This is a genomic window from Stenotrophomonas sp. STEN087 (assembly GCF_056759115.1).
Genome location: NZ_JBRRCR010000057.1, coordinates 1 through 26,160, shown reverse-complemented (window position 1 = coordinate 26,160; position 26,160 = coordinate 1). Strand labels below are relative to the sequence as shown.

Genomic DNA, 26,160 nt, shown 5'->3' with positions numbered 1-26,160 from the left:
ATGGCGGGGTGTCCGCGGCATGGATGCCGCGGCCAAGCCCCCAGGGACGGGTTTCCGGCGTCCCCGCCATCCGACACCACCCCGCCTCCCCACGCAGAAACCCAGAGCCGCTTTGGCTTTGGCCCTGGCCTCTGCGGGTGCAGGGCGCAGCCCTGCCGAACACCCTCCGCTGCGCTCGCCGGGCATGGCCCGGCGCTACCCGTAATGAAAAAGCCGCCTTTCGGCGGCTTCTTCATTACTTCAGCTTGATCTCGCGCAGGCGTTCCTCGAGGAACCCGTGGGCGGTGATCGGCTCCGGGTACCGGCTCGGGTTTTCCGGGGTGATGCACGAGGGCAGCACGTCGATCAGGAAATCCGGGTTCGGGTGCAGGAAGAACGGCACCGAGTAGCGCGGCTGGCGGGCCAGCTCACCCGGGGGATTGACCACGCGGTGGATGGTCGACGGGTACACGTGGTTGGTCAGGCGCTGCAGCATGTCGCCGATGTTGACCACGATGGTGTCGGCATCGGAGGTGAACGGCACCCACTTGCCATCATGCGACTGCACTTCCAGGCCCGCGGCGCTGGCGCCGACCAGCAGGGTGATGAAGTTGATGTCGCCATGTGCACCGGCACGCACGTTCGGGATGTCGTCGGTGGTGATCGGCGGGTAGTGGATCGGACGCAGGATCGAGTTGCCGAAGTTGGTCTTGTCGGCGAAGAAGTCTTCCGGCAGGCCGATGTGCAGGGCCAGCGCCGACAGCACGCGCGAGCCCAGGTTGTCCAGCGCCTGGTACAGGCCGTAGCCGCGCTCACGGAAACCCTCGACCTCGGACGGCCACAGGTTCGGCGCCATCACGTCACGGTACTTGGAGTCGTCGGCGATCTCGCGGCCGATGTGCCAGAACTCCTTCAGGTCGAAGTGCTTGGAGCCCTTGGCGGTTTCAACGCCGAACGGGGTGTAGCCGCGGGCGCCGCCGCTGCCGGCCACGTGGTACTGGCGCTTGACCTCGTCCGGCAGGGCGAAGAAGGCCTTGAACACATCGTAGGCCGCGTCGATGTCGGCCTGCGGGATGCCGTGGTTGCGGATGCCCGCGAATCCCCATTGGCGGTAGGCCGCGCCCAGCTCGGCCACGAAGGCCTCGCGGTCGCTGTCAAAACGGGTGATGTCGAGGGTCGGGATCTGGCTCACAGCGGTTCCTGGCTTGTCGTTGGGTCAAAGAGCCGGCAGCTGTCTGCCGGCCAGCCTGAACATTGTGACAGATCGGCCGAAGTACGCCATCGATACATTGAAACAAACCGATACAATGCGCCACCCGCGCGAGCAGGCGGCTCCTCCGGGCGCCCATGCAGCACGTCCCCCGCCCCCTGCCCGCCCGCTCCTGCACCATGTCCGCCGCCTCGCCCGATTCCGCCCCTGCCCCGCTTTCCGCACCTGACCGCCGCTGGCGCCGGCTGGCGTGGTGGTCGCTTTTCGTCGCCGCCAACGCAGTGCTGGCCCTGCTGATCACGCTGGGCAACGTGCCGCTGGGTGACAACCCCGGCGGCGGCCTCGGCCTGGCCTACCTGGCGGTCGCCCTGCCCGGCCACCTGCTTGCCCTGGGCGCGCTGGCCGGCGCGCTGCCGCTGGTGATCGGCCTGTGGCCGCGCAGCGCGCGCACATTGACGCTTTCAGCCATCACGGTGCAGGGCCTGTGGCTGTGCCTGCTGCTGGTCGACGCCAAGGTGTTCGCCCTGTACCGGTTCCACCTCAATGCGATGGTCGCCAACATGGTGTTCGGCGGCGCGCTGCACGACCAGGTCAGCCTGTCGTGGAAGACCTGGCTGCAGGCGGGCGGCCTGGTGGCGGCCATCTTCGCCGCGCAGGCGCTGCTGGCCTGGGCCTGCTGGAAGCTGCTGTCGCCGGCACCGCACCGCCGCCGCGTGCTGCAGGCGTGGACCGTCATTGCCCTGCTGATGGGCGGCGGCCAGGTCGCCACCGCCTACTACGATGCGCTCGGCGAGCGCGCCGTGATCAGCCAGTGGAACTACCTGCCCTGGGCGCAGCCGATCACCGCCAAAAGCTTCATGCGCCGGCTCGGCGTGCACAGCCAGCAGCAGGCCGGCCTGCCCGACCCGCGCCACGCCCAGCTGCAGTACCCGCTGCAGCCACTGCGCTGCCAGAGCCACAGTCGCCCGAACGTGCTGATGGTGGTGCTGGAATCGCTGCGGCACGACGCACTGACCCCGCAGTACATGCCGCACACCGCAGCGCTGGCCGACTCGGCGCGCGTCTACGACCATCATTTCAGCACCGGCAACGCGACCCGTTACGGCCTGTTCGGCCTGTTGTACGGCCTGCCCGGTGGCTACTGGCCGAGCATGCTGGATGAGCAGCGCGGCTCGCAGCTGTTCAAGGTGCTGCAGCAGCAGGGTTACGACCTGCACCTCTATGGCAGCGCGCCGCTGTACAGCCCCGAGTTCGACCGCACCGCCTTTGCCGACGTGCGCGACCAGCTGCACCAGGGACCGACGGAACTGGATTCGTCCGGGCGCGACCGCAGCATCGTTGCCTCGCTGCAGCAGGACATCACCCGCAGCCAGGACGCGCAGCGCCCGTGGTTCGGCTTCGTGTTCCTCGATTCAACCCACGCGCCGTACCACATGCCGGACGGCTACCCGCCGGTAGCCACGCCGATGGCGGCCGACATCGACTTCCTCAAATTCGGCCCGGACCATGACCCGACGCCGGAGCTCAACCGCTACCACACCGCCGTGCACTACGCCGACAGCCTGGTCGGCGAGCTGCTTGACCAGCTGCGCGCGCAGGGCCTGGAGCAGGACACCATCGTGCTGGTGACCGGTGACCACGCCGAGGAATTCAACGACCTCAAGCTCAACTACTGGGGCCACAACGGCAACTTCTCCAACCACCAGCTGCAGGTGCCGTTCGTGCTGCGCTGGCCGGGCGAAGGCAGCGGCCACGACGCGCGCACCAGTTCCCACGAGGACTGGGTGCCGACGCTGATGCGGCATGCCCTGGGCTGCGAGAACGCGCTGGGCGATTTCAGCACCGGCCAGGACCTGCTGGCCGTGCCGCAGGGCCCGCGTTCGCTGGTGGTGGAGAGCTGGTCGCAGCGCGCGGTCCGCCACGGCGACGCGATCTACGTGTTCGACAAGTTCGGCAACGCGACCGCGCTGGACCAGAACTACCTGCCCCTCCCGCAGCAGGCGCCGGACCCGGCCAGCCTGCGTACCGCGTGGGATGCCCTTACCCGCTTCCGCAACCGTTGAATTACAGGACTGATTCGCGATGAACCGCCCGCTGCGCATTCTCCACACCGAAGCCGCCAAAGGAATGGGTGGCCAGGAGATCTACATCCTTCGCCACATGCAGGTGATGCGTGCACGCGGCCACGAGGTCGCACTGCTGTGCCAGCCCGACGCGCGGCTGGCCACGCTGGCCCGCGATGATGGCTTCACCGTGCACACCCTGCGCATGGGCGGCATGGCGCGGCTGATGCGCGGTATCTGGTCGGTGTCGCGGCTGGTGCGCCGCGAGCGCTACGACGTGGTCAACACCACCAGCCGCCGCGACACGCTGATCGCCGCCGCCGGTGCACGCCTGGGCCGAACGCCGCTGGTGGTGCGCTCACGCCACCTGATGAGTCCGGTCAACTCGCTGCTGACCTATACCGGGTTGCCGCACCGGGTGATCACCGTGAGCCGCTTCGTGAAACAGCTGTTGGCCGAGCGTGGCATCGCCAGCGACACCATCGGCATCGTGCCGCCCATCGCGGTACCGCCGCGCTGGACCGACATCCGCAAGGAAGACCCGTGGCAATGCCTGCAGGACGTCCGCGCCGAGGTCCGCGCCGAGCTCGGCTTCAGCGACGAGGACATCGTGGTCGGCTGCGTGGCGGTGCTGCGCGAACCGAAGGGCCATGCCGACCTGCTGCGTGCGATCGCGCCGCTGTGCAAGGCCAATCCGCGCCTGCACCTGGTGGTGGTCGGCAACGGCGAGGCCGTCATGCAGCGCCTGCTGGAGATGCGCAAGGAACATGGCCTGCAGCAGCAGGTGCACCTGCTCGGCTACCGCGACAACGCCTGCCGGCTGATGACCGGCTTCGACATCTTCGCCCTCGCCTCGCACAAGGAGGCGGCCGGCACGGTCTTCCTCGAGGCCGCCTACGTGGCGGTGCCGATCGTCGCCACGCGGGTGGGCGGTGTGCCGGAAATGGTGGCCGAAGGCAGCAATGCCATCCTCACCCGATTGGGCGACAATGGCGCGTTGACCGCCGCCCTGCGCCTGCTGGTGAATGATCCGCAGCGCCGGCAGATGATGGGCCGCGCCGGCTGGGACTGGATGCGCAATGCGCACGATTTCAGCCCCGCCGGGCATGGCGAAACCACCGAACACTACTACCACCAGTGGCTGAAGGAGCTGGGACATGGCTGATGCGCGAACCGTTCCGGTGCTGATGCACCATCACGTCAGCCCCTCGCCGGGTATGATCACCGTCTCGCCGGAGAACTTCGAAAGCCAGATCGCGTGGCTGGCCAACAACGGCTGGACCTCGCTGACCCTGGACCAGTACGCCGGCTTCCTGGCCGGCAAGCCGGTGCCGCGCCGGTCCATCGTCATCACCTTCGATGATGGCTACCTCGACAACTGGGTGTACGCGCACCCGATCCTGCAGAAGTACGGCATGCACGCGGTGGTGTTCGTGGTGACCGGCTGGATGGGCGAAGGCGAGGTGCGCCCGCATGCGGGTGTCGCCGGTGCGACGCTGCCTGCGACGCCGGACCACCGTGGCTGCGAAGCGGCGATCTTCGAGAACGACCGCAGCGACGACGTGATGATGCGCTGGAGCGAAGCACGCGCGGCGATCGAGGCGGGCACGTTCGAAGTGCACTGCCACACCCACACGCACACCCGCTGGCTGCGCCGCGACGACCTGGACCGCGCACAGCGCCGGGCCGGCATCAGCCAGGACCTGGCGATCTCGAGGCAGGTGCTGCAGGAGAAGCTGGGCGAAGTGTCCGACACGCTGTGCTGGCCCTACGGCGATTTCGACCAGGACCACGTCGAGGTCGCGCGCGAGCACGGCTTCCGTTACCTGCACACCACCCACCCGTTCGGCCGCAACGTGGTCGGTGGCGATCCGGAACGCATCTACCGCTTTGCGATCCGCAACCGTCCGGCCAACTGGCTGCGCAAGCGCATTGCGCAGAGCTACAACCCGCTGATCGCGCCGTTCTTCAACGGCTTCAAGGCGCGCCAGAAGAAGATGGTGCCGGGTCCCTGAGCGGCCCAGGCGCTCACCCCATCGCTGCGGAACAAAAAACGCCCCGGTCTCCCGGGGCGTTTTCAGTCTGGACCTGCGGCAGGTGGCTCAGGCAGAGGCTGCCGACTTCACTGCAGCGGACAGGCGATCCAGCGTGTCCTGCATCAGCGTGGCTTCGTCGGCCTCGACGGTGACGCGCACCACCGGCTCGGTGCCGGACGGACGCAGGAACGCGCGACCGCGGCCGGCCACGGCCTGCTGTGCGTCAGCCAGCGCCGACTGCACGCTGTCGGCCTGCACCGTGGCCTTGGCCGAGACATCGCCCAGGCGCACGTTGACGGTCTTCTGCGGCACCTTGGCCAGCGGCTGCAGCGCCTGCCGCAGGGTCTGGCCCGTGCGGCGCAATGCCACCAGCACCTGCAGGGCGCTGACGATGCCATCGCCGGTGGTTGCCCGGTCCAGGCACAGCAGGTGGCCGGAGGCTTCGCCACCGAGCACGCCGCCGCCTTCGATCAGCGCCTGGTGGACATAGCGATCGCCCACGTTGCTGCGCACGAACGGGATCTGCAGTTCGCCCAGGGCCTTTTCCAGGCCGTAGTTGCTCATCAGCGTGCCGACCACCGGGCCGCGCAGGCGGCCGTCGGCCTGCCACGCACGGGCCAGGATGTAGAGCAGGTCGTCGCCGTCGACCGGGTTGCCCTGGTCGTCGGCCATCAGCACGCGGTCGCCGTCGCCGTCGAAGGCGATGCCGAGGTCGGCACCGGTCTCGCGCACCTTGGCGGCCAGGTTGTCGATGTGGGTCGAGCCCACGCCATCATTGATGTTGACGCCGTTGGGCTCGGCACCGATGCCGATCACTTCGGCACCCAGCTCACGGAACAGCAGCGGTGCGATCTGGTAGGTGGCACCGTGGGCGCAGTCGAGCACCAGGCGCACGCCACGCAGGTCGAAAGTGCGCGGCACGCTGGCCTTGCAGAATTCGATGTAGCGGCCGACCGCTTCGCGCGCACGCGCGGCCTTGCCCAGCTTTTCCGATTCGGCCGTCACGAACGGCACGTCCAGCGCGGCTTCCAGCGCCAGTTCGGTGGCATCGTCGAGCTTCTCGCCCTGGGCGGAGAAGAACTTGATGCCGTTGTCGTAGTGCGGGTTGTGCGAGGCACTGATGACGACGCCAGCATCCACGCCCAGGGTGCGGGTGAGGAAGGCCACCGCCGGGGTCGGCATCGGCCCCAGCAGCTGCACGTCGGCACCGGCGGCCACCAGGCCGGCTTCCAGTGCGGCTTCGAACATGTAGCCGGAAATACGCGTGTCCTTGCCGATCACCACGATCGGGCGGCGGCCACCGGGGCCGCGCTGTTCGACCAGCACGCGGCCCAGCGCATTGCCCAGGCGCAGCACGAAGTCGGCCGAGATCGGGCTCTGCCCGACGCGGCCGCGGATGCCGTCAGTACCGAAGTACCTGCGGCCCGCCATCACGCCACCTCCGGCGCCGGCTGGCGGCCGAGCATGGCCAGCAGGTCGGACAGGCGATCACGCATTTCACGGCGGTCACAGATCTGGTCGATGGCACCGTGCTCCAGCAGGAACTCGGAGCGCTGGAAGCCTTCAGGCAGCTTCTCGCGCACGGTCTGCTCGATCACGCGCGGGCCGGCGAAGCCGATCAGCGCCTGCGGCTCGGCGATGTTGATGTCACCCAGCATGGCGAACGAGGCCGACACGCCACCGGTGGTCGGATGGGTCAGCACCGAGATGTACGGCAGGCCGGCTTCGCGCAGCTTGCCCAGCGCGGCCGAGGTCTTGGCCATCTGCATCAGCGAGAACAGGCCTTCCTGCATGCGCGCGCCGCCACTGGCGGAGAAGCACACGTAGGGTGCACCGATCTCGACGGCGGTTTCAGCGGCCAGCGCGAAGCGCTCACCGACCACCGAACCCATCGAGCCGCCCATGAAGGCGAAATCGAAGGACGAGGCGACCAGCGGACGACCCTTGAGCAGACCACGCATCGCGATCAGCGCGTCGTACTCACCGGTGTTCTTCTGCGCGATCTTGATGCGCTCGCTGTACTTCTTCTGGTCCTTGAACTTCAGCAGGTCGGTCGGGCCCAGGCGGGCACCGATCTCGGTGGTGCTGTCGGCGTCGAACAGGGCCGCCAGGCGCGCGCGGGCGCGGATCGCCATGTGGTGACCGCACTTCGGGCAGACCTCCAGGTTCTCTTCCAGCTCGGGGCGGTACAGCGCGCTGCCGCAGCTGCTGCACTTTTCCCACAGGCCCTCGGGGACGCTGCGCTTCTTGCTGGGGGTGTTGTCGGTGCGGATGCCAGACGGCATCAACTTGCTGAGCCAACTCATGCGGGAGGACACTTCCGTTCAGGGCGGCCCGAGGGCCGCAAAGGCGGACAGTCTAGCTCTGCTGCGCCCGCCCGTGCACCCCTTGCGGGGAACGGGCCGGCAGGAAAAAACCATGCTGGGACGTACGTTTAGCGTCGCCGGGCATGGCCCGGCGCTACCTTCAAGGCGTCCAGCGCATCGCCGGTAGTGCCGGCCGCTGGCCGGCAACCCTTGGCGCACGCGTGGGTCAGGCGTCCAGCGCCTGCCGCAGCGGGGCCAGGAAGGCACCGGCACGCTGGGCGGCCTCCTCGGCCGATCCGGCATCGGCCAGCGCCGCCACCAGGGCGCTGCCGACCACCACGCCATCGGCCTGGCGGGCCATGGCCGCGGCACTGGCCGCATCCTTGATGCCGAAGCCGGCCACCACCGGCACGCTGGCGCGTGCACGCAGGGCCTGCAGCCGTGCGCTGGCGGCATCGCTGTCCAGGCGCTCGGAGGCACCGGTGACGCCGGCGAAGCTGACGTAGTACAGGTAACCGCGGGCCAGCGCGAGCAGTTTGTCCGCGCGGGCTTCGCTGGTGGTCGGCGAGGCCAGCAGGACCAGCGCCAGGCCGGCCGCATCGAAGGCCTGCTGGGCTTCACCGGCTTCTTCCGGCGGCAGGTCCACCAGCAGCACGCCGTCCACGCCGGCGCCCACTGCAGCCTCGGCGAAGGCCGCATAGCCGTGGATCTCCACCGGGTTGAGGTAGCCCATCAGCACCACCGGGGTCTGCGCATCGCGCTGGCGGAACTGCGCCACCGCCTGCAGCACGTAGCGGCTGCCGGCACCACGGCCCAGCGCACGCTCGGAACTGCGCTGGATGGTCGGGCCATCGGCCATCGGATCGGAGAACGGCACGCCCAGTTCGATCACATCGGCACCGGCCTCGACCAGCGCATGCATGACCGGCACGGTGGCCTCCAGCGACGGGTCGCCAGCGGTGATGAAGGGGATCAGCGCCTTGCGCTGCTGCTCGCGCAGGCGCTGGAAACAGGCATCGAGTCGGGATACGGACATGTCAGGTACATCCTTCGATCAGGTCAACGGCGCCGCTGGCGCCCCAGTACATTCGGGAAACGGTGCCGTCGACGATCTCCACGCGGATCGCCAGGTCGGAACCGGGGTCCTGCCAGAGCAGGGTCTCGCCGGCCTCGGCATCTTCGCCATAGGGCCGCGCGAGGGCGGCCCGTGGCAGCAGCTGCAGGGCCTGCGCACGCGGCATGTCCAGGCGCAGGCCGAACGGCCCGGGCTGCACCACCACCTGGCCCGAGTCGTCGATGGGGGCCAGGTCGAAGCGCACCACGTCGCCGTCCTGCACCATCATCGCCACGCCTTCGGGCAGCGTGCCGCGCTCGTAATACTCACAGCGCCCGGCCGTGGCCTCGCCCAGCCCGGCCGAGTGCCACTGCGCCTCACCCTCCAGCTCGCTGAAAGGCTGGCCGATCAGCACGTCGCCGGCATGGTCCAGCGCCACCGACACCACTGCCGGGGCGGTTTCATCCTCGGCGCTGTCGGCGGTGCTGGCTACCGGCGCATCCTCGATCGGGCGATGCGCGGCGTCATCATCATTGCTGGCCAGCTGGCGTGCCGGAGCGATTGCTGCGGGCGACGCCGGCGCGGGTGCCAGCACCGGCGGATCGGGCGGCGTGCAGCCGCCCAGACCGACGGCCAGCACCAGCGCGCCACCGTGGCGCAGCACGTAGTTCACAGCACCAGGCCTTCGCGCGCAGCGATGGTATGCACGTCCTTGTCGCCACGGCCGGACAGGTTGCACAGCACGATCTGGTCGCGCGGGCGCTCACGGGCCAGCTTGATGGCCTGGGCCAGCGCGTGGCTGGATTCCAGCGCCGGCAGGATGCCCTCGGCGTGCGCCAGCAGGTGGAACGCCTGCAGCGCCTCCTCATCGGTGATGCCCAGGTAGGTGGCGCGGCCGCTGTCGGACAGGAAGGCGTGTTCCGGGCCGACGCCGGGGTAGTCCAGGCCGGCAGACACCGAATGGGTCTCGATGATCTGGCCATCGTCATCGCACAGCACGTAGGTGCGGTTGCCGTGCAGCACGCCGGGGCGGCCGGCGGCGATCGAGGCGGCGTGGCGACCGGTGTGGATGCCGTCGCCGGCCGCTTCGGCGCCGAAGATCTCGACCTCGCGATCGTTGAGGAAGGCATGGAACAGGCCGATGGCGTTGCTGCCGCCGCCGACGCAGGCGGTGATCGCATCGGGCAGGCGGCCGTACTCGGCCAGCATCTGCTCGCGCGCTTCGCGGCCGACGATGGCGTTGAAGTCACGCACCATGCGCGGGTACGGGTCCGGTCCGGCCACGGTGCCGATGATGTAGAAGGTGTCCTGCACGTTGGTCACCCAGTCGCGCATCGCTTCGTTGAGCGCGTCCTTCAGGGTGGCCGAGCCGGAGGTGACCGGCACCACCGTCGCGCCCAGCAGCTTCATGCGGTAGACGTTGATCTTCTGCCGTTCGATGTCGGTTGCGCCCATGTAGACCACGCATTCCAGGCCCAGGCGCGCGGCGACGGTGGCACTGGCCACGCCGTGCTGGCCGGCGCCGGTCTCGGCGATGATGCGCTTCTTGCCCATCCGCGCGGCCAGCAGGGCCTGGCCGATGGTGTTGTTGATCTTGTGCGCGCCGGTGTGGTTCAGGTCCTCGCGCTTGAGCAGGATCTGCGCACCGCCGACATGGTCGCTCAGGCGCTGGGCGTGATAGATCGGGCTCGGCCGGCCCACGTAATGGGCCAGGTCCTTATCGTAGGCCAGCTGGAACGCCGGGTCCTGGCGGGCCTGGTCATAGGCCTGGGCCAGTTCCTGCAGCGGGCCGACCAGGGTTTCGGCGACGAAACTGCCGCCGTAGCGGCCGAAGTGGCCCTGGGCGTCCGGGAAGGCGTGGTAGTCGGCAATGGGGGAGGCAGACATGGAAGCGACCGCTGGTTCGAGACAGGCGGATACTCTAGCGCACGGATCCTGACCGGAATATCGATATTATCTGGCGCATATCGTCAGGAAATCTCACATGAGTACCGCCCTGCTGCCACCGCTCAACGCCCTGCGCGCCTTCGAGGCCACCGCCCGCCTGGGCGGCGTGGGCCGCGCCGCGCAGGCCCTGCACGTAACCCATGGTGCGGTGAGCCGGCAGCTGAAGCTGCTGGAGGACCACCTGGGGCTGCCGCTGTTCCAGCGTGCCGGCCGCGGGCTGCGCCTGACCGAGGCCGGGCAGCGCCTGCACGCGGCCTGCGGCGAGGCCTTCGCCGGCATCGAGGCCTGCGTGCGCGAACTGCGCCAGCCGGCGCGTTCCCCGGCACTGGTGCTGGGCTGCAGCGGCAGCGTGCTGGCACGCTGGATGATTCCCCGGCTGCCCGCGCTGCAGGCGGCCCTGCCCGGGGTGAACCTGCAATGGTCGGCGCTGGATGGCGCCTTCACCGAGGCACAGGCGGCGCTGGATGCGGTCCTGCTGCTGGCGCAGGGGCCGTGGCCGCGGGGCTGGCAGGTGCGCGAGCTGGCGCCGGAACGGGTGGGCGTGGTGGTGGCGCCCTCGCATCCTGCCGCGCAGCGCCTGCGCCATGTAGCGCCCGCCGCGCTGCTGCAGGAGACGCTGCTGCACACCAGCTCGCGCCCACAGGCCTGGCCGGCATGGGCGCAGGCGCACGGGCTGGACCCCACGCGGTTGCATATGGGCACCGGCTTCGAGCACCTGTATTACCTGCTGGAAGCGGCCGTTGCCGGACTGGGGCCGGCCATCGCGCCGGAGCCGCTGGTGGTCGAGGACCTGGCCGCCGGGCGTCTGGTCGCCCCATGGGGCTTCGCCGCGACCGGCGGATTCTGGGTGCTGGCGCGGCCGGATGGCCCGGCCGACCCGCGGGTGGAGGCGTTGGCTGATTGGGCCACGCAGCAGCTGTAGCTGTCGGGAGGTCCGGTTACAGTCCGTTGGAGAACACGTCGAGCGCCTTGGCACTCACCCAGCCCTGTGCGCACTGCGCCGACGCCGGTTGGCAGGCGTGGCTGCGATCGCGCTGCAGGTGCTGGATCGGCCGGTCGCCATAGGTGCCGCACAGCGCGCTGCCCGCCTTGCAGGCGGCGACACTGCTGGCCGGCACCGAGGTCACGAAATAGTACTGCGGGTTCTGCCCGGCACGCCCGATGGCCTGCACGCAGACCCGCTGGCCCTGCGCGAACCGCGCCGTCGCCACCGCCTTGCTGCCGGTGCTGGGCACGCGGTCGACAGCAGGAACCGGCACGCAATCAGAGCGCGGTGGGTGCGGCCAGCCGTTGCTGCAGGTCCTCGCGCAGGCGCGACAGTTCGACTTCGGCCTGCTGCCGCTGCTGCATGCCCTCGCGATGGATGCTGCGCACTTCCTCGACCGTGGCGATCAGCTGGTCGTGGACGTGGCGCAGCGTGGCCACGTCGATCACGCCGCGCTGGTTGCTGCGCGCGGTATCCACCGAGGCCCGGCGCAGCAGGTCGGCATTGCGGCGCATCATCTCGTTGGTGGCATCGTCGATGGCGGTGGACAGTTCGACCGCGGCCTTCTGCTCGCCCAGCGACAGCTGGATGGCGAACTGGCGCTTCCACGACGGGATGGTGATCTCGCGCACCGTGTTGAACTTCTCGATCAGCTGCAGCGCATTGGCCTGGATCAGGCGGATCATCGGCAGCGACTGGTCGGCGGCGTGCTGCATCAACTGCAGGTCGGACACGCGCTTTTCGATCAGGCGGATCGCATTGTCGACCTCGCTCTGGCGGATGCGCTGCTGCGGGTCATCACTGCCCTGCCCCGCCAGCTGCTCGGCCTGCAGTTCGGCCAGGCGCTGCTTGCCGGCGGCGGCATACAGGCCCAGCGCGTGGCGCTCCTCACGCACGATTTCATGCATGCGGTCGAACTCGCCCACGCGCTTGCCCATCAGCGCCTGCTGCACGCCGACGTCGCCCAGCAGCTGCTCGATCTGCGCATTGGTATCGCTGAATTTCTGCACCAGCTCGCCCTTGGACACGCGCAGGCGATCGATCAGGCCGCCGATGACCGGCACCTTGGAACGCTGGGCGAAGCCATCCAGTTTCAGGCTGCGCGCGATGCGCACCACTTCGGCGAGCTTGTCGCCGCTGGCATCGAGGTCACGGTTGCGCACTTGGTCGAGCAGCTGGCTGGAGAACGCGGCGGTGCGCGACGCGGCTTCGCGGCCGAACACCTGCAGGTTGCCCGGGCGCAGGTCGTCCAGTTCCTGGCGGATCTCGGCGATGCGGGGAAGATCCTCGCGGACCAGGCCCAGGGCCTGCAGCGCGCCCTCGTCCAGTGCGGAAGGGGTGGCTGGGGTCGGCACGAGGGTGCCGGGGTGCTGGCTGTCCTGGGTCATCGGGCAGTCTCCTTGCAGGTGGGTTAGCGGCAGCGGCGGCCGGCTCAGCGCAGTCTAGCCTGAGCCGCCGCGACCTCGTCATCGATCTGAGCGTGCAGCGTGGCCGCCTGCCCGGCGCGGACCGCGCCGGTGGCGGCCTGTGCGGCCAGTGCGGCCTGCCGCCAGGCCGGCAGCAGGACATCATGGATGCGGGCGAAGCGCTGCAGCAGCACCGCGTCCTGTTCCTGCAGCAGCTGCCATTGGCCGGCTTCGATGCGGCGCAGTGCCGCCAGCCGCTGCAGGTGGTCGATGCGCGGCGCCAGCGCGGCGCGGCCGGAGGCGTCCAGCGTCGGCCGCCACGCGGCGCCGGCATCCGCCCAGGCCTCCAGCGCTTCGGCGGCCTGCCCTGCGGCGCCGATCGCGGCAGCCCGCAGGTCCATGTGCTGCTGCAGCTGCTGGGCCTGTTCGCGTGCCTGCAGGGCAAGGACGCCGAGCTGCGACTGCAGCCCGCGGCCCTCGGCTTCGCGCTCGACATCGCGGCCGAGCAGTCGGCCCCACCAGCTTTCCTGACGACGCAGGCGCGCCGGGTCGGCCGACTGCAGGGCCAGCGCGATGCGTGCCAGCGCCGCCACCAGTCCGTCGCCGGCCGTCGCCGGCAGCGCAGCTTCGCGAGCGGCCAGCGCCTGCAGCAACGGCGCGCCGTACTCGCCCACGCGCGCGACATCGGCCGTGTCCGGCCGCTGCGGCGTTGGCAGGGGCGCAGTGTCAGTCACGGCAGCGGCGGCGGCATCGGTGTGCCCTCATCGGCATCGGCGGGCAGCGACTCGCCGTAGAAGTGGCGCATCAGCGCCTCATCCAGTGCGCGTTCCTCCGGCGTGGTGGCGCGGCGCACGCGCGGACGGCGCACCGCCGCGGCGTTGCTGCCGGCCGCGGCCTCGACCTGCTGCCGGGCCCACCCGGCGAATGCGGCCAGGGTCTGCGACACCTGTTCCTGCCGTGCCTGCGAAGCGACCAGCAGCTGCACCAGCGGCGCCAGCCCGGCCTGCAGGTCATCAGCCAGCGGCGTGGCCGGAGCGCTGGGCGCAGCGATCTGCACCGGCTCCACTGGCGCCGTGGGTGCGGGCTCTGATGGTGGGTGCTCTGCCGGGCGCACTTCGGCCAGGCGCTGCAGCGCCTCCAGCAGTGCCGGCCACGGCGCCGGCTCCGCAGCCGGCAGGGGCGCGGCCGGCGGCAGCTGCAGGGCACTGGCGATGTCGGCCAGCTGCGCGACCACGCGTCCACCGACATCGCTGTCGTCGGCGCCCATGGCCTTGTTGCGCAGGAAGTCACGCTTGATCTGCGCCCAGCGCTGCGCCTGCGCCTCATCCAGCACGCCACGCAGCTCGCCCAGCTTCAGCAGGTTCTCCTCGGCACCGGTGGTCAGCAGCTGCGCCTCGCCCAGGTAGTGGTCGGAGATCAGCTGCTGCAGCTCGTCCTCGTTCATCACCGGCGAGATCTTCTCGGCCAGCTTGTTCATGTTGCGGTAGCTGCCCTGCAGGCGGAACGGCGGCTCGGTGCGGTAGCGGTCATCCTGCGCGGCGCTGGCGATGTACTGCTGGTTGACCCGGTAGACCACGTCGCGCACGCGCAGCATGCGCTGCAGGGTGGCGGTGATCTCGTTGACCTCCGCGCCACTGTAGGCGTGGCTGAGTCCGTTGGTCGACACGTCCTTGCCCATCGCACGGTCGACCAGCAGGTACAGGTCGGCCATGTCACGGGTGGCCAGTGGTGCCAGCACCGGGTTGGAGGTCAGGCTGTTCTCGATGTAGCTGAGGGTGAACGCCGCCTCCATGCCGCCCAGCACGTCGCCGAGGTTGTAGATGTCGGCACGGTTGGCCAGCATGTCCGGAATCTTGAACACCTCGCCCGACTCGGTGTACGGGTTGCCGGCCATGACCACGCAGAACTTCTTGCCGCGCATGTCGTAGGTGCGCGTGCGGCCACGCCACACGCCTTCGATGCGGCGGGTGCCATCGCACAGCGAGATGAATTTCTGCAGGAACTCGGGATGGGTGTGCTGGATGTCATCGACATACAGCATGGTGTTGTTGCCCATCTCCAGGGCCAGGTTGAGCTTTTCCAGCTCCTGCCGCGAGGTTGCGTCGGGCGCCTGTTCCGGATCCAGCGAGCGCACCTCGTGGCCCAGCGCCGGGCCGTTGATCTTCATGAAGACCAGGCCGAGCCGGTGCGCCACGTATTCCATCAGCGTGGTCTTACCGTAGCCCGGCGGCGAGATCATCATCAGCAGGCCCATCAGGTCGCTGCGCTTGTTCTCGCCCACCGTGCCCATCTGCTTGGCCAGGTTGTCGCCGATCACGCCCAGGTAGACATCGTTGATGAGCTTGTTGCGCACGAACGAGGACAGCGGCCGCGCCTTGAATTCGGACAGGCGCAGGGTCTGCCGTTCGCGGTTGATGATGCCCTGGCGCACCGCCTGGTAAGCGTGGAAATCGGGCACGAAACGCTTCAGGTGGTGCTGCAGGCGTGCCAGGAAATCATCCAGTGACAGCGACAGCGTGCCGCCGTGGATGCGCGGGTGTTCGCCCAGCAGGCCCGCCACGTCGACCCGCAGCGGTGCGTCGCTGCCGCGCGTGCGCAGCTGGCGCTGCACCAGCAGCAGTGCCGCGGCCTCGTCGGCATAGCCGGCATGTGCGGCCTGGGCAGGCAGACCGGCCAGCGCGCGCAGCCATTGCCCGGCCAGCGCCCAGCGCGCGGCCAGCGGCTCCTGTGCACGCTGCAGCGCACGCTCCAGCGCCTCGCGCTGCCCGGCCTGTTCCAGCTGCTGGGCCAGCGCATCCAGCAGCGCCTGTGCATGCTTGCTGGTGCTGAACACCGGCTCGCCGTTGATCAGTTCTTCGCCCAGGTAAGCGGCCGCCGCCTCGGCGGCTTCATCGTCGAACGGCAAGGCTTCGGCCTGCGCGAACGTGGCGATGGCTGCCGCCATTTCCGTGCGCAGGGCGCTGCGTCCTTCGTCGGAGCCGAACAGACGGGCGATGGTCTCCGCACCGGCCTGGCGGCTGGGCCACTGCTTCACCGCGTCCTCGCGCTGCTGCGCCGCCCAGAACAGCAGGGCCAGTGCGCGCACGCGAGGTGCGTGCCGCAGCGCGCCTGCCGACTGCTGCAGCGGCAGCAGCGCGCGCAGGATCAGCGCGGCGTCATGGTCGTGGATGCCACGCTCGTAACCTTCGCGGTAACGCGGTGCGGCGAACGTGCGCACGCGCTGGTCCAGCGCCTCGGGGCTGGCGACGTCGTGCTGCAGCTGGGCCAGGTCCAGGCCGTCGCGGCCGGCCTGCGCGGCCAGCAGCAGGCTGCCGGCAAGGTACTCGCCGCGGTAGATCGCATTGGATTCCGAATCCAGGGTCACCGGCCAGAACGGCTTCAGCGCATCCAGTTCCGGATCGTGCAGGGTTTCCAGGAAATCGGTGCCGGTGAGGTGGATGGCCAGCGTGTCGCCACGCGGCAGCAGGGTCAGGTCCAGCGCCTGCGTGTTGACGCTGAAACGATGCCGCGGACCGAGCCGGACCACGCTGCCACCGGCCTCGTACAGATCACTGCGGTCGCGCAGCTGGCGCACCGCCTGGTCGCGCACGCCCTTCAGGCGCGCCTCGATGTCATCGGCCTTGACGTTGTCGCGCAGCGCACGCAGGCGCTCGGCCAGTTCGCGCAGCTTGAGGATCAGCGGATCGCCGGCGAAGAACGCATTGAGCTCGTCGGCCGTGGCGAAGCGCTCGGTGCGCTTGGCCAGGCCATCGAGAATGCGGTTGGCCGCGTCGAGCACCGAACGCGCCTTGCGCTGGCGGTCATCCAGCAGCGCCTGCTTGTGCGTCTCGAAGGCCTCGACCAGCTCCTCGCGTTTGCTGAGGATGTCGCCGAGGAACTGCTCGTGCTCGCCGAACTGGCTTTCCAGTTCTTCCAGCTGCACCAGCAGGCGCGACAGCTGCTCGTCAGCCTTTTCCGGGTCGCTGGCCATCGCCAGCGCACTGGTGATGGACTGCGAGAACAGGGCGAACTGCGCGGCGAACTGGGCCACGGCCTCGGCCGAACCGAGGGTGCGGCGTCGCTGCTCGGCGCGCGTGCGCGCCTGGTTCAGGCGCCCGTACAGCGCGGAAATCGATTCGACCACGCGGGTACGCGCGGTAGCATCGTCCACCTTCAGCCCGGCCATCAGTTCGGACAGCATGTCCAGGTCGCTGGCCATGCCGCGCATGCCGTCCAGCTGCTCGTCCAGCTGGCGCGCACTGGCTGCCTGCTGGGCGGCTTCGTCCAGCACCTGCAGGCGGCTGCCCAGCGGCGCCAGCGCGGCATCGCCGGCAAGGAATTCGCCGGTGGCGGCGCCGACCCGGTCCTGCGCCTGTACCAGTTCGGCGGCCATCGCTTCGATGCGCGCGGTGTCGATGTAGCGCAGCTCGCGGATGGTCAGCAGGCGACCGCGCAGCGCGGTGATCTCGTTAAGTGCCTCGACGAAGGCCTGCACCTCGTTCCAGTTCTGCGGCTGCAGCCGGCCCAGCAGGGCTTTGAAGCTGGCCTCCGCCTCGACCATCGCCTGCGCCGACTGCTCGCGGATGGACTGGACCTTCTCGTATTCGTCCAGCACCGATTCGCCGGTGGCGCTGATCTGCCGCAGCAGCGCCTCGGCGCCGTCGCAGGCCTCGTCGCCCAGCCAGTGGTGGGCGTCGAACAGGCGGCGGGTGTCGGCCACCAGGCGCTGGTAGCGCTGCACCGAGACATCCTGGCCGTCGATCTCGCGGGCCAGGTTGAACAGGTTGGAGATGCCGCGCACCAGCTCGGCATTGCCGATGCGGCCCATGAAGGTGTTGCCGGGCGGACGGCTGGCGGCGAACTCGTCGCTGCTGAACGGCGTCTGCCAGACCTGCATCGGGTGGATGCGCGTGGGCTCGGTGCCCTCGGCATGGAACAGCACCATGCGCCCATCCTGCATGAACGCATAGCCGTGGCCGAACACGGGGTTCTGCAGCACGCGCTGGATGGTGTTGTAGACGAACAGCGCCGAGCGCCCGCCTTCGCGCTCATAGAAGATGTACAGCACGTCCTCGCCATTGGGCGAACGGATGCTGCGCTTGAACTGCATGCCGGCCATCGAGGCATCGAAGGCCTTGTGCTCGCCGCCCTGCAGGTAATAGCCGCCGGGGAAGATCACGCCGTGGTCTTCGGGCAGCTGCACACAGGCCTGGACGATGGCGTCGTTGCGCACGATGTCGCCGGTGAGCGTGTTGTAGATCAGCCCGCGCCAGACGGTCTCGCGGTACGGCAGCACCTTCAGCAGCAGCAGCGAGCCGACACGGGCGAACTCGAACTGGGCGTCGTCCAGCGACTGCGTGCTGTCCTCCACCGGTTCGCTGTAGATGCCCTGCCCGGTCTCGGTGTTGTTCTCGACCTTGATGGTCAGGTCGCCACCGGTGGTCTCCACGAACAGGGTGTCGAGGATGTTCAGGTGCGAGTGGCGGCCGTTGACCGCGAGGTCGCGGGTAGCCTTGGTCCATTCGAAATCGAACGGCGGCGGCAGCGCGATATCGCGTTCGCCGCGCGCATCGAGATAGGTCAGCTCGCCTTCGCGCGACAGCGCCCAGCGGAACACGCGCACATCGCTGCTGCGCTCGCCGATCTGGAACGAGGCCAGCAGCTTGTCGCCGACCACGATCAGCTGCAGCAGGCGCGCATGCTTGTAGTAGGAATACAGCTCGTTGAAGTCGTGCACGAAACCGGGCTGGTCGAGGAAGCTGCCCTTCAGCTCCAGCGAAGCGACGTCGTAGCCATCCTTGCCCTGCACCAGCCGGTACAGGCCGAACACATCCTCGATGCGGGTGTGGGTCTTCAGCCCGATGTAGACGTTGTAGCCGAACAGCAGGCGGTCGGGCCCGACCTGGACGATGTCCCGGCCGACGCAGTTGTTCTCGCTGCGGATGCGGAAGCGGCCGATCACCTCCAGCCGGCTGTCACCGAATTCGGACAGGCGCTGGCGGTTGAGGGTCTCGGCCAGGGCCTGCAGGCGCTGGCCCTGCTCGCTGAGGCGGCGGCGCAGGACTTCGTAGGCACCGCCCTGGGCGACGGCCTGGTCGACGGTGTTGCCGCCGGCCTCCGGCGCGGGGGTTTCGGCGGACGGATGGGTTTCAGACATCAGCAGGCTTCCGGCTCACGGACGGCCGGCCGTGGTCGCGGCCGGCGCGGGCGGGCGATGGCCGCAGCGGCCATCGCCCGGTGCATCAACGGTCGCTGTCGACCACGGCGGCCGACACGGTCGGTGCCACCTCGGCGTCCCCGGCGATCTGCCGCGGTGCCGGTTCGGCCACGGCCACGCCCAGGTAGCGCTGCATCAGCTCCTGCACGATCGGGCTCTTGCCGGCGAAGCCTTCGATCGACTTGCCCAGCGACACCGCCTTGACCAGGTTCTCGAACATGCCACCGTCGCCACCGACCAGGTCGATGTCGGCGTTGCGCAGCGCGCTGGCGATGACGTTGGCGTTCTCGCGCGAGACTTCCTTGCCTGCTTCGATGGAGGCCAGCGCCTGCTTCAGGCTGTTGTCCAGCATCATGCGGAACTCTTCGTGGCCACGCGCCTGGTCGCTCAGCGAAGCGATCGCCTCGAACTTGCGCACCAGGCCCTCGGCTTCGGCCAGCAGCTTCTTCTGCACCACGCCGGCTTCGGCGTTGCCCAGCGATTCGGTGGCGGTGGCACGGGCCAGGCCCATCTTCTCCTCGCCCTGGGCCTGGGCCTGCAGGGTCTCGGCCAGCACGCGGGCCTCGTTGCTGCCCTGCTTCAGGTTGGCTTCGGCCTTGGCTTCGATCACGCGGGCTTCGGCGATGCCGACCTTCTCGATGGCCAGCGCGGAGGCTTCACGCACCTGCGCTTCGGCCAGGCCCGGCGCGGCCTGTTCGGCACGGAACGCGTCGGCCAGCAGGCGCTTGGCCTCGGCCTGCTTGCCGGCCGCTTCGTGCTCGGCCTGGGCCAGGGTGGTCAGCTCCACGGCACGGTGCTTGGAGGCGGTTTCGCGGGCCTGCGCTTCCTTCACTTCGCGCACCAGCGATTCCTGCGCCTTCGCTTCGGCTTCCAGGATCAGCACCTGCTTCTGGCGGTCGGCCTCGGAGACCTCGCGCACTTCCTTGATGCGCTCTTCTTCCTGGGCCACGGTCTTGTCGATGGAGATGCGTTCGCGGGTGATGTTGGCCACGTCCATCTTGCCCTGCTCGACCACCTTGTCGCGCTCCACGCCCTGCAGCTGCACTTCGCGGTCGGTGGTGACCTGCTCCAGCTGGCGCGCACGCTCGACGCGCTCGGCTTCGATGGCCACCGCACGCTGGCGGTTCTGTTCGGCCACTTCCACTTCGCGCAGGCGGTTCTGGTCGCGGATCTCGATCAGCTGCTGTGCTTCGATGCGCGCGTTCTCGGACAGCTGGCGCTGCTCTTCCTGCACCTTGGCGGTCTCGGCTTCCTCGCGTGCGCGGATGGTCTCGATCTCGCGCTTCTGCCGCGCCTCGGCCTCGGCCTGCTGGCGTTCCAGGGCCAGCAGCGCTTCGCGCGCTTCCACGTTCTTCTTGGTGATGGCGAGCTTCTCGTTCTGCTCCAGCTCGTTGGTCACCACGTTCTGCGCTGCGGTCAGCTCGGTGATCTTGCGGATGCCCTGCGCGTCGAGGATGTTGAACTGATCCAGCAGCGACTTCGGGGTCTGCTCCAGGTAATCGATGGCCACGTCTTCCAGCACGTAGCCGTTGAGATCGTTGCCGATGACCGCGATGATCTCGTCGCGGAATTCCTGGCGCTTCTCGAACAGCTCGGTGAAGTCGAACTTCTTGCCGACCGTCTTCAGCGCCTCGGAGAACTTGGCGTTGAACAGCTCATCGACCGCGTGCTTGTCCGACGCACGGTCGGCACCGATGGCCTTGGCCACGCGCAGCACGTCGGCCTGGGTCTCGTTCACCCGCAGGTAGAAGGCCACGGCGATGTCGGCGCGCATGTTGTCGCGGCAGATCAGGCCTTCCTTGCCGCGGCGGTCGATCTGCAGGGTGATCAGGCTGATGCGCATCAGCTCGGCGCGGTACAGCACCGGGATGATCAGCGCACCGGTGAAGTGCACCTTGGGCGTGGCACTCATGTCGTTGACGATCAGGGCCACGCCCTGGTCGACCTTGCGGTAGAACGCCTTGAACAGTCCGGCCAGGCCCAGCAGCAGGCCTACGACGACGATGATCCCGATCAGGAAGGGGGCCGCGCCAGCGAAACTCATCAGTGATTCTCCTTGTTGCCCGGAAGCAGGTTGTCCTGGAAATCGAGGGCGACCGCGTCGGCGCGGACCACCCGGTAGTAGTGCTGTTCGGCCACGTGCTCGACCAGCACGATGCGCTCGCCACGCTGCAGTTCGATGTCGCTGCGCACCTGCAGGATCAGCCCGGCGCCGCCATCATCGACGTTGGCATGGCCGCTGCGGGCGTCCACCCGCGGCGAGGCGACCACGCCCACCCGACCCAGCAGGGAGGCCTGCGCAACCGGCTGCAGGCGCTGCAGGAAGCTGCGGATGGGCCGCAGCAGCACTGCGGTGATCGGCACGGCCGGCAGCGGCGCGAGAACGGCCACCAGCGTGCCGAAGCCCCAGCGCAGCACGTCCGGCAGCGGCAGCAGGATGAAAAGATGGATGAAATAGGTCAACGCCCAGCCGAAGAACCCCAGCAGGGTGACCACGACCATGACCGGCACGCCGCCAAGCCCGAAGCGCTGCAGCAGGGCCGACAGGCCACTGAGGTCGGTGCCGCCGTCCAGCGCACCATCGGCGCCGAGATCGCCGAAGCCATCATCTACCAGGCCAAAAGCGGCAAGTCCCCAATAGACCAGCGATACCGCCAGCACGATGCTGTACGGCAAGGTCGGGTAGCCGAAAACGACAGTGAAGAACTCCTGCATCGCTTGCCTTCCTAGGCTGAGGGGCGCGTGGCACCTGTTCGGAACGCGCCCACCAAGGGCGCTTCCGTGCATCCGGCAGCGGCCTTCATGGCCGCAGCGTTCCCTTCATCCTATGTGAAGAATGCGTGCAGGGACAAATGTGAAGGTGCGGGCCGCCCGCAGGCGGCACCGCACGGGCAACCGTGCCGTTACTCCAGCACGGTGCAGTCGGCGCTGCGCACTTCCTCGACGAACGTGCGCATCTTGTAGCCGTCCTTGATGCCCGGCTCGACCTCGATGCCGCTGGACACATCCACGCCCCACGGCAGGGTGGCGAGGATGGCGTCCTTCACGTTTTCCGGGTTCAGCCCGCCGGCCAGCAGGAACGGGCGGTGCAGGCCGGTGGGAATGCGCGCCCAGTCGAAGGCCACGCCGGTGCCGCCACCGCCGCCCGGGGCGTGGCTGTCGAACAGGAAGCCGGCCGCGCTCGGGTAACGCAGCTGCAGCGTGCGTGCGTTGACGTCCTCGCGACCGCCCATGGCGATGGCTTTCAGGTAGGGCATGTTGAAGCTGCGGCAGAAGCTCTCGTCTTCCTCACCATGGAACTGCAGCAGGGTTGGACGCACGGTGCGCAGCACTTCACGCACCTCTTCCTTGCTGTTGTTGCGGAACAGCGCCACCACGTCGACCATCGGTGCGATCGCCTGGCGCATCGCCCGGGCTTCGGCCGGGGCTACCCGGCGGCTGCTTTCACGGGCAAAGATGAAACCCACCGCGTCCACGCCCAGTTCGCCGGCCAGGCGCACATCGCCGGCGCGGGTCATGCCACAGAACTTGATGCGGGTACGGTAGTAGGAGCGGCTCATAAGGTGACCTCGGCAGGCAGTTGCCAGTTGTCGGGGTACAGCGGCCCCAGGAACACCAGCCCCTGCGGAGGTGCGGTAGGGCCGGCAACGGTGCGATCACGGCCGGCCAGCAGCTCGGCGATCCACTCCACCGGTTTCTCGCCGCTGCCAACCATGATCAGCGAACCGACGATATTGCGGACCATGTGATGAAGGAATGCATTGCCCCGCACCGCCACCTCGATCACCTCGCCCTGGCGGCTGACCTGCAGGGACTGCAGTTCACGCCGCGCATGCAGGGCCTGGCACTGCACCGAGCGGAACGCACTGAAGTCGTTCTCGCCGAGCAGGGCCTGGCCGGCGGCATGCATGAGGGTCTCGTCCAGCGCCCGCCGTTCCCAGCTCAGGGTCTGCCGGTCCAGCGCCGGGCGCACCTCGCGGTTGAGCAGGCGGTAGCGGTAGCGGCGCGCGCGCGCCGAGAAGCGGGCGTGGAAATCATCGGCCACCGGCACGCACCAGCGCACCGCGATCGAGCGCGGCAGGCGGGTGGTGGTGCCCAGCATCCAGGCGCGCGGGTCGCGCACCACGTCGGTATCGAAATGCACGACCTGGCACTGGCCGTGCACGCCCGCATCGGTGCGGCCGGCACAGACCACCTGCAGCGGCGCGTCGGCCACCGAGGACAGGGCCTTCTCCAGGCTGCCCTGGACGCTGGGTCCGCCCTCGCCCAGGTTCTGCCAGCCCCTGAAATCGCTGCCGTCGTACTCGACGCCGAGCGCGTAACGCATGTGCTGCTACCTCGATGTTGCGGGTGGAGCGACGCTCAGGCCGGGTCGCGTTCGGACCAGACCGCCAGTTCGTTGCCACCGGGCTCGACGAACTGGAAGCGGCTGCCACCGGGGAAAGAGAAAACGGGCCGGACGACCTGCCCCCCGGCCGCACGCACTGCGGCTTCGACGGGTGCCAGCAGGTCGGCATACAGCACCAGCAGCGGTGCGCCGGCCTCGGCACGCTGCGGCTGGCCGCGGAAGAAGCCGCCCTGCAGGCGGCCATCGTCGAAGGCGGTGTAGTCCTCGCCGTAGTCGACGAACGACCAGCCGAACACGGCCTCGAAGAAGGCACGGCTGGCGGCCGGGTCGACCGAGGCGAACTCAACGTAGTCGATGCGGTTTTCGCGGCTCATGGGCGGCCCCTGTGGTCCAGTGGTCAGTCCAGGCGGGCGAGCAGTTCGCGCGCCTGGGCCTGGCAGTGCACGTCGCCATCGGTGGCGACTTCTTCCAGCAGGGTCCGCGCGGTCTGCGCATCGCCGAGGTCCAGGTAGGCGATGGCCAGTTCCAGGCGCTCCTGGCCCGCGCGCGGGGCCCAGTCGTTGCTGCTGAAGCCTGCGGCCAGGTCCAGGTCTTCGCTGGCTGCCTCCACGGGCTGCGCCTGCTCGGCCTGCTCGGCCGGCAGATCGAACACGCCACGGAATTCCGGCTGCTGCTCGGCGTGCAGGGCATAGTCGGGCACGCCGATCGCATCGGCGGGCACGGGGGCCGCGTCGGCCGGTTCCGGCGCCACGGCCTCGGGTTCGTCCCAGCGCGGTGCGTCGCTCACCGCCGGCGGCAGTTCGTCGCCCTCGTCGGTGACCAGCGCCCCGACCTGCCAGGAGGCCTCGACATCCGCAGCGGGCTGCGCCACCGGTTCGTCCTCCTGCACGACCAGTGCAGACGGCGCCTCGTCGGCCTGCGCGTCATGCGCGTGGACGACATGATCCTCTTCGATGGCCCAGGCCGGCATCGACGGTTCCTGGCGGCCGTCATCTTCGTGGCCGGTGACCCAGGACGATTGTTCGGCCAGCGAATCCAGCGCAGCACCGGCAGGCACCGCAGCGGCCAGCGCCACGGCATCGCCCTCCTCGCGCAGCGGCGGCAGCGGCGAGGGCTTGCGACGGCGCAGCAGCCAGGCGGCGCCGGCCACCAGCAACAGCAGCGGCAGGCCCAGCCAGTACCACGGCGTGCCACCGGCCGGCGCGCCGGGTGCCTGCCCCAGGCGCTGCTGGGCAGCGGCCAGGTCGTTGTCCTTCATCGCGATCAGCGACTGCTGCTGGTCCTTGAGTTTCTCCAGCTCGGCCACGCGCTGCTTCAGCTCGCCGATCTCGGCATCGCGGGTGGCAACGTCTTCCCTGGCCTGCCGCAGTTGTTCATTGCCCAGCATGTCACCCTCGCTGCCGGCACCGGTGCCGGTGGTTGTGCCCGCGTGCGTGGCATCGGACGCCAGCGCCGGAGCGATCTCAAGACGTGCCCCGGCCGTCGCGGCAGCGGCGGTGGCCGCCGCCACGGTCGGCGTGGCGGCGGGCGCGGGTGCACCGGCCGGCTGCGGCACGGTCCGCGCCTGGCGCCACTGCGCGGCATGCTCGCGGACCAGCGCGGCGGCTTCATTGCCATCGATCGCGGCCAGCGCATCGCTGCCGGGTACGCGCAGCACCGCGCCCTGCTTGAGCAGGTTCACGTTGCCGCGGATGAAGGCCTCGGGGTTGGCGCGCAGCAGGGCGATCATCGCCCGGTCGCGGCTGATCTGGTTGCTACGGGCCAGCTCACCGGCAATCTGCGAAAGGGTCTGGCCCTGCTGAACGGTGATGTTGCCGTCGGCGCCAGCCTTGGCCGCGGGCGCGGCGGCGCGCGGGCGCGGTGCGGGCGCACGGGCGGCGACGGCAGGCGCCGCCGGCGATGCGGCCTGCGTGGACGGCGCGACCGGCGCGGGCGTGTCGCGGGCGATGGTGTTGGACAGCATGCCGGCCGGGGCGACGATTTCCGGCTCGGCCACGGCCAGCGCACTGGCCGGCGTATCGACCAGCGCGGAGTATTCGCGGACCAGGCGGCCCTGGCCCCAGTCGGCCTCGATCAGGAAGCTCAGCGACGGGGTTTCCACCGGCGCCTGCGAGGTCACCCGCACCACCGCCCTGCCCTGGCTGTTGGTGGTCAGCTCGAACTGCAGTTCGCTGACCAGGCCGGTGGGCCGCTGCAGGCCGACCCGCTCGAAGGTGACGGCCGAGGCCAGCGCCACGCGCAGGTTCTGCAGTTCGGAAGGATCGGCGGACACCACCGGGATTTCGGCCAGAAGCGGCTGACCGGGGCGCGACAGCACGCGGATGTCACCCAGGCCCAGGGCCATGGCCGAACTGCTGGCCAGTGCCAGCAGCGCGGCAGAGAGATAGAGGAGCGGGCGCGAGGCGCCCTTGGCCCGTTTATTCATGGGCGACACTATAAAGCGTGCGGACCACGGTCCGCACCCACCGGAAACACCCCTGCGGTAGTGGGGGGGGGCGGGGGGGGGGGGGCGCGGGGGGGGCGGGGGCGGGGGGGGGGGCCCCCCCCCCGGCCCCCACCTTACCCCCCCCCGCCCCCCCGCCGGCCCCCGGGCGGGCCCGGCCCCACGGGGGTACGGCGCGGGTCGGGCG

General features: G+C 69.4%; 20 protein-coding genes. 4 read left to right on the top strand and 16 right to left on the bottom strand.

All coding sequences use genetic code 11. The features are described 5' to 3' along the window. Nucleotides 1-235 precede the first annotated feature (235 nt). Nucleotides 236-1,171, bottom strand: coding sequence for an isopenicillin N synthase family dioxygenase (locus tag ACVOK1_RS14520; protein WP_108769461.1), 936 nt, complete (start codon nucleotides 1,169-1,171; stop codon nucleotides 236-238). 197 nt (nucleotides 1,172-1,368) lie between these two features. Here ACVOK1_RS14520 and ACVOK1_RS14515 point away from each other — a divergent pair, with 197 nt between their 5' ends. From ACVOK1_RS14515 to ACVOK1_RS14505, 3 genes are read left to right on the top strand one after another with little or no spacing between them, the layout of a single operon-like run. Further along, nucleotides 1,369-3,252: a sulfatase-like hydrolase/transferase gene (locus tag ACVOK1_RS14515; RefSeq protein WP_481562476.1), complete on the top strand. Its 1,884-nt coding sequence runs from the start codon at nucleotides 1,369-1,371 to the stop codon at nucleotides 3,250-3,252. Between the two features lie 19 nt (nucleotides 3,253-3,271). Beyond that, on the top strand, nucleotides 3,272-4,417 hold the full coding sequence (locus ACVOK1_RS14510) for a glycosyltransferase family 4 protein (RefSeq protein WP_481562475.1): 1,146 nt from the start codon (nucleotides 3,272-3,274) through the stop codon (nucleotides 4,415-4,417). Then, the gene (locus ACVOK1_RS14505) at nucleotides 4,410-5,267 is read left to right on the top strand and encodes a polysaccharide deacetylase family protein (protein ID WP_481562474.1); all 858 of its coding nucleotides are present in this window, start codon (nucleotides 4,410-4,412) and stop codon (nucleotides 5,265-5,267) included. Before ACVOK1_RS14510 ends, ACVOK1_RS14505 begins: the two co-directional genes overlap by 8 nt. 87 nt (nucleotides 5,268-5,354) lie before the next feature. Here the strand turns inward: ACVOK1_RS14505 and glmM are convergent, their stop codons facing one another. From glmM to trpB, 5 genes are all read right to left on the bottom strand, one after another. Continuing rightward, a complete protein-coding gene (gene glmM, locus ACVOK1_RS14500; RefSeq protein WP_481562473.1) occupies nucleotides 5,355-6,719 on the bottom strand; it encodes a phosphoglucosamine mutase in 1,365 nt (454 codons plus the stop codon). Continuing rightward, nucleotides 6,719-7,594, bottom strand: coding sequence for an acetyl-CoA carboxylase, carboxyltransferase subunit beta (gene accD, locus ACVOK1_RS14495; protein ID WP_108769466.1), 876 nt, complete (start codon nucleotides 7,592-7,594; stop codon nucleotides 6,719-6,721). Before accD ends, glmM begins: the two co-directional genes overlap by 1 nt. A 226-nt stretch (nucleotides 7,595-7,820) precedes the next feature. Continuing rightward, nucleotides 7,821-8,630, bottom strand: coding sequence for a tryptophan synthase subunit alpha (gene trpA / locus ACVOK1_RS14490; RefSeq protein ID WP_108769467.1), 810 nt, complete (start codon nucleotides 8,628-8,630; stop codon nucleotides 7,821-7,823). A gap of 1 nt (nucleotide 8,631) precedes the next feature. After that, a complete protein-coding gene (locus tag ACVOK1_RS14485; protein ID WP_481562472.1) occupies nucleotides 8,632-9,321 on the bottom strand; it encodes a hypothetical protein in 690 nt (229 codons plus the stop codon). Beyond that, nucleotides 9,318-10,535 (bottom strand): tryptophan synthase subunit beta, encoded by a 1,218-nt coding sequence (gene trpB / locus ACVOK1_RS14480; protein WP_108769469.1) that lies wholly within the window; start codon nucleotides 10,533-10,535, stop codon nucleotides 9,318-9,320. The genes ACVOK1_RS14485 and trpB overlap by 4 nt, the downstream gene beginning before the upstream one ends. Before the next feature lie 97 nt (nucleotides 10,536-10,632). Between trpB and ACVOK1_RS14475 the strand changes: the two genes are divergently transcribed. Continuing rightward, the gene (locus tag ACVOK1_RS14475; RefSeq protein WP_481562471.1) at nucleotides 10,633-11,517 is read left to right on the top strand and encodes a LysR family transcriptional regulator; all 885 of its coding nucleotides are present in this window, start codon (nucleotides 10,633-10,635) and stop codon (nucleotides 11,515-11,517) included. 16 nt (nucleotides 11,518-11,533) lie between these two features. Here the strand turns inward: ACVOK1_RS14475 and ACVOK1_RS14470 are convergent, their stop codons facing one another. The 10 genes from ACVOK1_RS14470 to ACVOK1_RS14425 form a co-directional block, all read right to left on the bottom strand. Beyond that, nucleotides 11,534-11,854, bottom strand: a complete 321-nt coding sequence (locus ACVOK1_RS14470; RefSeq protein WP_159097531.1) for a hypothetical protein — start codon at nucleotides 11,852-11,854, stop codon at nucleotides 11,534-11,536. Between the two features lie 4 nt (nucleotides 11,855-11,858). After that, nucleotides 11,859-12,968 (bottom strand): toxic anion resistance protein, encoded by a 1,110-nt coding sequence (locus ACVOK1_RS14465; RefSeq protein ID WP_481562470.1) that lies wholly within the window; start codon nucleotides 12,966-12,968, stop codon nucleotides 11,859-11,861. 44 nt (nucleotides 12,969-13,012) lie between these two features. Next, nucleotides 13,013-13,720 (bottom strand): hypothetical protein, encoded by a 708-nt coding sequence (locus tag ACVOK1_RS14460; RefSeq protein WP_406235366.1) that lies wholly within the window; start codon nucleotides 13,718-13,720, stop codon nucleotides 13,013-13,015. Beyond that, nucleotides 13,717-19,122, bottom strand: coding sequence for a DNA repair ATPase (locus ACVOK1_RS14455; RefSeq protein WP_481562469.1), 5,406 nt, complete (start codon nucleotides 19,120-19,122; stop codon nucleotides 13,717-13,719). The genes ACVOK1_RS14460 and ACVOK1_RS14455 overlap by 4 nt, the downstream gene beginning before the upstream one ends. A gap of 85 nt (nucleotides 19,123-19,207) precedes the next feature. After that, nucleotides 19,208-21,226, bottom strand: a complete 2,019-nt coding sequence (locus tag ACVOK1_RS14450; RefSeq protein WP_481562468.1) for a flotillin family protein — start codon at nucleotides 21,224-21,226, stop codon at nucleotides 19,208-19,210. Next, nucleotides 21,226-21,897 carry a hypothetical protein gene (locus ACVOK1_RS14445; RefSeq protein ID WP_406235362.1) on the bottom strand — a complete coding sequence of 224 codons (672 nt, stop codon included), beginning with the start codon at nucleotides 21,895-21,897 and terminating at the stop codon, nucleotides 21,226-21,228. The genes ACVOK1_RS14450 and ACVOK1_RS14445 overlap by 1 nt, the downstream gene beginning before the upstream one ends. A gap of 188 nt (nucleotides 21,898-22,085) precedes the next feature. Continuing rightward, nucleotides 22,086-22,742: a phosphoribosylanthranilate isomerase gene (locus ACVOK1_RS14440; RefSeq protein ID WP_108747095.1), complete on the bottom strand. Its 657-nt coding sequence runs from the start codon at nucleotides 22,740-22,742 to the stop codon at nucleotides 22,086-22,088. Continuing rightward, a complete protein-coding gene (gene truA / locus ACVOK1_RS14435) occupies nucleotides 22,739-23,509 on the bottom strand; it encodes a tRNA pseudouridine(38-40) synthase TruA (protein ID WP_481562467.1) in 771 nt (256 codons plus the stop codon). Before truA ends, ACVOK1_RS14440 begins: the two co-directional genes overlap by 4 nt. A gap of 35 nt (nucleotides 23,510-23,544) precedes the next feature. Next, nucleotides 23,545-23,904 (bottom strand): VOC family protein, encoded by a 360-nt coding sequence (locus ACVOK1_RS14430; RefSeq protein ID WP_108769478.1) that lies wholly within the window; start codon nucleotides 23,902-23,904, stop codon nucleotides 23,545-23,547. 23 nt (nucleotides 23,905-23,927) lie between these two features. Beyond that, nucleotides 23,928-25,955 (bottom strand): FimV/HubP family polar landmark protein, encoded by a 2,028-nt coding sequence (locus ACVOK1_RS14425; protein WP_481562466.1) that lies wholly within the window; start codon nucleotides 25,953-25,955, stop codon nucleotides 23,928-23,930. Nucleotides 25,956-26,160: the final 205 nt, after the last annotated feature.